Annotated in this window: 5 protein-coding genes; all 5 read right to left on the bottom strand. The window is 51.1% G+C overall.

The window, feature by feature from the left end:
- Positions 1–1,071: HAMP domain-containing protein (locus HY879_27065; GenBank protein ID MBI5607008.1), on the bottom strand; the 1,071-nt coding region annotated here is incomplete at its 3' end.
- A 150-nt stretch (positions 1,072–1,221) separates the two neighbouring features.
- Positions 1,222–3,081, bottom strand: a complete 1,860-nt coding sequence (locus tag HY879_27060) for an EAL domain-containing protein (GenBank protein ID MBI5607007.1) — start codon at positions 3,079–3,081, stop codon at positions 1,222–1,224.
- A gap of 230 nt (positions 3,082–3,311) precedes the next feature.
- Positions 3,312–4,082, bottom strand: a complete 771-nt coding sequence (locus tag HY879_27055; protein MBI5607006.1) for a hypothetical protein — start codon at positions 4,080–4,082, stop codon at positions 3,312–3,314.
- Positions 4,083–4,174: 92 nt separating this feature from the next.
- On the bottom strand, positions 4,175–7,003 hold the full coding sequence (locus HY879_27050; GenBank protein ID MBI5607005.1) for a PAS domain S-box protein: 2,829 nt from the start codon (positions 7,001–7,003) through the stop codon (positions 4,175–4,177).
- Positions 7,004–7,448: 445 nt separating this feature from the next.
- On the bottom strand, positions 7,449–7,732 hold a 284-nt coding region (locus HY879_27045; protein ID MBI5607004.1), incomplete at its 5' end, for an HD domain-containing protein.

Below are 7,732 nucleotides of genomic sequence, written 5' to 3'. Positions count from 1 at the left end.
CTGGCCCCCGAGTTTGCCGTCCGTGCCCACCTCCCGGGCCACCCGTGTCACCTCCGAGGCAAAGGTGGAAAGCTGGTCGACCATGATATTGATGGTGTCTTTAAGTTCCAGTATCTCGCCCTTGGCCTCGACGGTGATCTTCTGGGAAAGGTCCCCGTTGGCCACGGCCGTAGTCACGTTGGCGATAGACCGAACCTGATAGGTCAGGTTGGTGGCCATGAAGTTGACGCTCTCGGTCAAATCCTTCCAGGTCCCGGAGACCCCTTCCACCTTGGCCTGGCCTCCGAGTTTGCCGTCCGTGCCCACCTCGCGGGCCACCCGGGTCACCTCCGAGGCAAAGGTGGAAAGCTGATCGACCATGATATTGATGGTGTCTTTAAGTTCCAGTATCTCGCCCTTGGCCTCGACCGTGATCTTCTGGGAAAGGTCCCCGTTGGCCACGGCCGTAGTCACATTAGCGATACCCCGCACCTGATTGGTCAGGTTGGTGGCCATGCCGTTGACACTGTCGGTCAAATCCTTCCAGGTCCCGGAGACCCCTTCGAGTTTGGCCTGCCCCCCCAGCTTCCCGTCCATGCCCACTTCGCGGGCCACCCGGGTCACCTCTGAAGAGAAGGTCTTGAGCTGATCCACCATGGTATTGACCACCTTGGCCGTGCGCAGGAATTCCCCGGAAAGAGGCCGGCCCCCGACCTCCACATCCATGTACTGGGAGAGATCTCCCTTACTGACGGCCCCGATCACCCGGCCGATCTCGCTGGTGGGCTGGGCCATATCATCCACCAGGGCATTAACCGCCTCGACCATCTCCCCCCATTCACCCGATCCTTCCCCCATGGCCATCCGCTTCCGGATCTTGCCTTCCCGGCCCACCGCCTGGCTGACCTTTTTGATCTCCGAAACCATCCTCTGCTTGTAGGCCAGGATGTCGTTAAAGGTGTCGGCTACCTTGCCGTTGATCCCGGTCCATTCGGCCGGCAGACGGACTGAAAAATCCCCGTTTTTAACGGCCACCAGGACCTTAAGCACCTCTTTAGCATCCAGAGTTCCTGTTTCCTTGGTTGGATCCATAAACTAAACCCCCTTTTTTGATTATCCACTTCTGCAATCTGTCTTCTAAAATCGGCACTCTTGGTCTTTCACCCACTCAAACCGAAACCCTTTCTCCTTTCTGGAAATCGCTGTAATAAGGCAACAGAAACTGAAATCTCAATCTTTTATTCATCGACCTATCCGTTTCGGTGGAAAGGAGACATGTTTCCGCAGCAGATCGGCAAATTGTTCGGGCATAATAGGTTTACTGAAGTAATAACCATGCATCTCATCACAGGAGTGGTCCTTTAAGAAGTTCATTTGTTCTTCCGTTTCTACGCCTTCAGCGACGACAGTAAGACTTAAAGTTTTGCCCATGGCAATAATCGCCTCGGTGATCGCTTTGTCTTCAGCGTCTTTCGGGATGTTACGGATGAAGGATCGATCCACTTTGAGCGTATCGACGGGGAAGTGCTTGATATGGGCAAGAGAAGCGTAGCCGGTGCCGAAATCGTCAATGGCCAGCCGCACGCCCATGCTTTTGATTTTAGCCAATACAGAAATCATACGCCCCGGATTATACATCACCATACTTTCTGTAATTTCGAGTTCCAGTAGATTTGGCGCCATACCGGAATCATTCAGCGCTGCTTTGATATCATCTATCAGATTGTCATCTGTGAGTTGTCGTAGCGACAAATTTACCGCCATGCAGACAGCGGGAAGACCCTGCTGTTGCCAGGCAACATTTTGGACGCAGGCGGTCTTCATCACCCACTTACCGATCGCGATTATTAATCCTGTTTCTTCGGCCACCGGAATGAATTGCGTGGGGGTTACCGAACCAAGGTATGGATTCTGCCAGCGCAGGAGCGCCTCCACGCCAGTAATCGCATTCGTTTTGAAGTCAACTTTTGCCTGATAATGCAAAGAGAGCTCATTGCGCTCAAGGGCAAAGCGCAGGTTTGTTTCGATCGATAGATGTTCTAACAATTTTGCTTGAATATCTTCGGAGTAGAATTGGTAATTGTTCTTGCCTTCCTCTTTGGCAAGATACATGGCTATATCGGCATTTTTCATCAGGGATTGCTCGTCTTCGGCATCCTTCGGGTACAGGCAGATGCCGATGCTCGCCGTTATGCGGCATTCTTGCCCCATAAGCGTTATGGGTTTAATAATGCTGGTAAGAATCTTGTGGGCTACTGTGGCGACCTGGCTTGAATCGCTTACCTCCTCGATCAATATAACGAACTCATCTCCTCCCAGACGGGCGACAACATCAACTGCCCGCAACGGTTGCATCAACCGCCTGGCGATTTCTTGCAGAAGTCGATCTCCTGCTTCGTGTCCCAAGGTATCATTGATAATCTTGAAGCGATCCAAGTCGATGAACAGCACGGCAAACTGACGCTGATAACGGTGTGCCGCCTGAATGGCGTGATTTAACAGTTGGCTGAACATCGAGCGGTTGGGCAGTTCCGTCAGGACATCGTGTGTGGCCAGGTACTGAATCTTTTCTCCGGCCCGCTTGCGCTCGGTGATGTCATGTCCAACTCCCTTTAACCCGCAAACCTGGCCTTCCTTATCTCGCTTGGGAAAGATGGAAAATTCGGCAGAGGTTACCGTGCCGTCTGTGCGGATAAATTCATAGGGAATATTCTTGGTCGGTTGGCCTGTTTTAAAAACCTGATTGAATCGGTTGTAGAGCAAATCAGATTCTTCCCTTTTGGTGATGGATAGAAAATCCAAGCCGGTTAACTCTTTTTGAGAATATCCCACAACCTTGGCGAAAACATCATTGGAAAAAATAACGGTACCGGCAAGATCTGTCTCAAAATACCATTCCTCCATCTCTTCTATTATGGTTCGATATCTCTCTTCGGACTGCCGCAGAGCTTCTTCTATTTGCCTGCGCTTGGCAATCTCCGCATAAAGCTCGTCCGTCTTTTCCAGCACGCTCTTTTCGTACACCTCGAGCAGTTGTTCCAGGGCCGCTATTTGAGACCTGAAAAGCTGATTCTCAACGGCTGCAGGTCCGTCATCCTCCATATACTTCGTCTCCTTCCATCGCCTTTAGTACGAAAATAACGTTCAGGGATCGGGGGTCAGGGATCGGGGGTCGGCGAAAGACATTTTCATTCTTCGTAGTGCCCGACCCGGGCATGAGTGCTTAACACGAAAATAGAGTTTCAAGATGCAAGATGCAAGTTTCAAGTATGAAAATCCTTGGACCTTGTATCTATTTTCATGATTCGTGGTGCCCCCCGGGGCATGAGGGTTTAGTAAGCAACCTTTCCCGGGTGAGCGAACACCGTCTTTTCAAAGGGTAATACCGCCAGTTTTACGTTCAGGGACAGGTTCTTGAAAAGATCGGCCGCTTCCCTTGGAATTGAGACCCTCAGGAACATGATAATCACAAAGATATCCAGCGAGGGGAGCATTCCGCCAAATCCCATTACCGACTTTATCCCATAGGGAATGACAAATTCTTTCTGGGCCGGGACATAAGGACTGCCAGGCGCTTTCGGAACAAGAAACACATTATAGGTCTTCTGCTCTATATCCAGCAGGAGCAACGGGTCCGGTTTCACAACTGAACGCACGCTCAGTCCCAACTGTTTGATGAGATTTCGCACCATCGGAATCTGATGCACTACCTCCTCGCTTGGCAGAGGAATCGCCTGATGCCCCTTCGATGTTCCTCTCGAATTCCATTCCTGATTTTCTCCAACAGTTCCCAAAAGGGTCAGGCATTTCATCCCCGGCAAAGGGGTGCTCCCTCCGAGCATGTTCAGAGCAAAGGCTTTAAGATCATCATCGAGACCTTCATAGGCCTGGGTCTTGAAAAATCGGACCAGAGGACAGGCCCGCTCACCGGTCTGTACGTCGATCAGGGTATCGTGCAGGTATCTCACGATCCTGCCCGCCACCTCCTCCATACTTGAAGCCCCCACACCCATGGTCCGCACCGCCCTGCCACATTCCGTTACCTCCCGGATGGTAAAATTGGTCACGTCGTAGGTGGTCGGTCCTTCATTCTGATTGCTCATCTTCCAATTCCTCCTTTTCGTCCGTTCATGCGCAAGATCCCTCAGACAGGGAAATAATCATCGGATTCATTTCATTTGAAATTTAAAACGCATCACTCAAAACGGAACTCCTTCTCCCTGAAAAGCCTCACACAGGCCTCGACCACCTGCGGATCATAAAGGCGGCCCCTGTTTTGAGAAATCTCTTCTAATGCCTTGCCGATGCCCCTTTCCGGACGATAGGGCCGGTGGGAGGCCATAGCCTCGACCACGTCGGCAACGGCGATGATCCTGGCTTCGAGCAGGATCTCCCGGCCTTTTATACCGTTGGGATAGCCAGAGCCGTCGAGCCGCTCATGGTGTTGGAGGATGATCCGGGCCGGCGAGCATTGAAACTCGATATCTTTCAGCATGCGATACCCTGATTCCGGGTGGGTCATGATCAGGCTGAATTCTATATCCGAAAGCTTGGAGGGCTTGGTCAGGATATCGGCCGGGATGGAGATTTTCCCCAAATCATGGATGGAACCCGCGATGTAGATGGCCTCGATCTGTTCCCCGGGCAATTCCATCTCCCCGGCAATAGCCTGGGCCAGTCTGGCCACCCTTTTCTGATGTCCGGAGGTGTAAGGGTCCCGTGTTTCCACGGCCATGACGATCGCCTCGATGATCCCCTCGTTGGCCTTTTTTAATTGGACCAGACTCTTTTTGAGGGCTTCCTCGGCCTGTTTGCGCTGGGTGATGTCCTGCGTTATCCCCTCAAAGTAGAGTATCTTTCCTTCTTTATCCTTAACTGCACCGGCATTAATCGACACCCAGATCTTTCCACCGTCTTTTTTAAACATCTGTACTTCATAGCCCTCCACCCCCCCTTGTTCTTCAAGGAGCTTGCGGTACCTTATCCTGGCTTCAGGGTCTAAGAATACCTGTTTGCCGGTGTCGGTAATGCTCGTTTTCATCTCTTCCGGAGAGGCAAAACCATGCATCCGGGCCAGGGCCGGATTTATGCTGATGAATTGACCTGCCGGGGTAGTTTGAAAAATGCCTTCCACGGCATGCTCGAAAATCCCCCGATATTTCTCTTCACTTTGTTTGAGGGCCTCTTCCATCTGCTTCCGGGCCAGGGCTATCCCGACGCTGGCCCCGATCCCCTCAAGGAATTCGATTCTATCAAGGGAGAACTGGTTTGGTCTTTGGTCGTTCATTTGAAGAAGACCGATCATTTCATCTCCTGAACGAAGAGGAATCAGGGCGATCGATTCATAGCCTTCTTTTTTGAAGCGATCCCTTGTACGCACATCAAAATTATTTCCAGATGTTGAAGCCAGAAGCGCTGAGGTGCTGTTGGTCCAGAAACTCCCGCCCCTGGTGAAAAAAGGGAGAGAGGAATCCGTCCGGCCGCGAAGGACAATCCCGCACATACATTCCAGATAGGGGTGGCCCTGGGCATCGCGGACGATTTCACCCTTCTCGTCACGGGCGCAGAGATATCTTTCCCCTTCCAGAAAAGTCTCGGAAAATCCTTTCGTTTCATAATAAGGATAATCTTCGCCCTCGCGGAGACGGATGCCGATGGCCTCGATCCCGGTTTCTTCCTTCAAAAGATAAAGGATCTTCCGGATCAGGTCCCCTTTCTCCCTGATTTGGTTCAGAAGGTCCAGGACCTTAAGGAACAGTCTTTGCTTTTCCTCTGCTCGCTTTCGAATAGTGATATCACTGATAAAATACAAAGTAGCCGGTTTCCCGGCCCAATAAATCGAAACCACATTGGGTTCCAGCCACAGGGCATGGCCGTGTTTATCCAGCATTCGGTAAGAGAAGCCCGGGGGAACTTTTTCACCCCTTTTTCTTTTTAAATAGTTTTCAATGGCCTTGGCCCGGTCCTGGGGATGAATAAAATCGATAAATGGCTTTGATCCAAGTTCCTCCAGGGAATAGCCGCTCATTTCCAGTGTCTTGGGATTTGCAAAAACAATCCTTTCCCTCTCGGCCACAAAAATGACTTCATTGGCATTTTCAAAGATGGCCTTGTATTTTTCTTCGGCCTCCTGTAATCGGGTATAGAGCCTGGTGTTTTCCAAAGCCGAGGCGGCAGTACTGGTCAGGATATTCAAGGCCTTTACCTGTCCCAGGCTGAAAGGACGTCCCCGATGGGTGGTGTGGACATTCAATATGCCCACTAATTTCCCGCCCACCATCATGGGTAGGGAAAGGGCCGAATAAATATCCTCACGGGGTTTGAGGGGAGCAAAACGGGCATCCTGGATTTCCCCCTGGAGGACCAGGGGTTCCCGGAAGCGGGCGACCCAGCCGGAGATACCCTCTTCGACAGGGATCCTCTGCCCTACCAGGGTTTCCCGGTTTTTCCCCCGGGCGACAACGACATCAAGGGCCTTTCCATCCTCGGTGGGTAACATAACAGAGGCCTCATCGGCTTTGCATTGCTCCAGTGCCCCATCGGCCATTTTATTTAGAATGGTTTTCAGGTCCAGGGTGAAGGCAATGGCCCGGGAAAGATCGTAAATGGCCACCGTTTCTCTTAACTGGAGATTTTCCATCTTGATCCGGCGCATTTCCAAAACCCGGGAAAGAACCGTCAGCAGGATCGACAATTTGAAAGGTTTGAGGATATAATCCAGTGCCCCTATCTTCATGGCCTCCACGGCCGTTTGGATGGTCCCATGGCCGGTCATGATGATACTGCACAGTTCCGGGTCTATTTCCAGGGCCTTTTGGATAAGGATAATCCCATCCATATCGGGCATCATCAAATCCGTCAGTAACAAATCGAATTCCTGGTCTTTCATGGCCTCCAGGGCTTCCGGCCCTGAGGTAAAGCCTGTGACTTCATAGCCTTGTTTGGCCAGCATCTCGCACAAGGAGTTCATCAACTCCCTTTCGTCATCGACCACAAGCAAACGTCCGAGTTTCATTTCTGGCATGGAACCTTTATCAAAAGTTGCAAGTTGCAAGTCTCAAGTTACAAGATTCAAATTACGTAACACTTTAGGTGTTGGGAAAAGCGGTTTCTATTTACCGCAAAGCCGCTAAGAACGCAGAGAGATTTTATTTGAACAATCCCGTGAGAGGCGGGATTGTTCAAACCAGCTCTGGTCTCCGGCTAAATAATTACGCGGTCGACTTCGTCGACCTTAAACAAAGGCTTCCATTTGGAAGCCGGCAGCAGGGTGGCGAAGTTTATTGTTTGCCGCCTCTCAACGGCAAACAATAAAAATATTTTCTTTGCGCTCTCTGCGCCTTTGCGGTGAAAACAGTCTTTCAAAAAGCTAAACTGATACCAAATTACAGGTCCAGGGCTTTTCACACTTGAAACTTGCATCTTGAAACATGTAACTTTATTTACTGATCCCCGACCCCCGACCAAGTCTACTGAAAGCTGAACCCTTTCTCCTGAAACAGCCGCACACAGGCATCGACCACCTGCGGATCATAAAATCGGTCTTTGTTTTGAGAAATCTCGTCTAAGGCCTTGTCGATGCCCCAGCCCGGGCGGTAGGGCCGATGGGAAGCCATGGCCTCCACGATGTCGGCGACCGTAATAATTTTTGCCTCGATGAGAATTTTTTCGCTGGTGAGGCCCTGCGGATAGCCAGAGCCATCGAGTTTTTCGTGATGTTGGAGCACAATCTGAGCAATCGGCCATGGAAAGT

The sequence above is a fragment of the Deltaproteobacteria bacterium genome (assembly GCA_016219225.1).
Taxonomy (GTDB): domain Bacteria; phylum Desulfobacterota; class RBG-13-43-22; order RBG-13-43-22; family RBG-13-43-22; genus RBG-13-43-22.
The sequence above is the reverse complement of the archived record's forward strand: the minus strand, read 5'-3'. Positions and strand labels throughout refer to the sequence as shown.

What these genes read in the sequence shown, in the direction of transcription:
- HY879_27055 (MBI5607006.1), bottom strand. Translation starts at nt 4,082, where the DNA reads ATGAGCAATCAGAATGAAGGACCGACCACCTACGACGTGACCAATTTT.
- HY879_27050 (MBI5607005.1), bottom strand. Translation starts at nt 7,003, where the DNA reads ATGCCAGAAATGAAACTCGGACGTTTGCTTGTGGTCGATGACGAAAGG.
- HY879_27060 (MBI5607007.1), bottom strand. Translation starts at nt 3,081, where the DNA reads ATGGAGGATGACGGACCTGCAGCCGTTGAGAATCAGCTTTTCAGGTCT.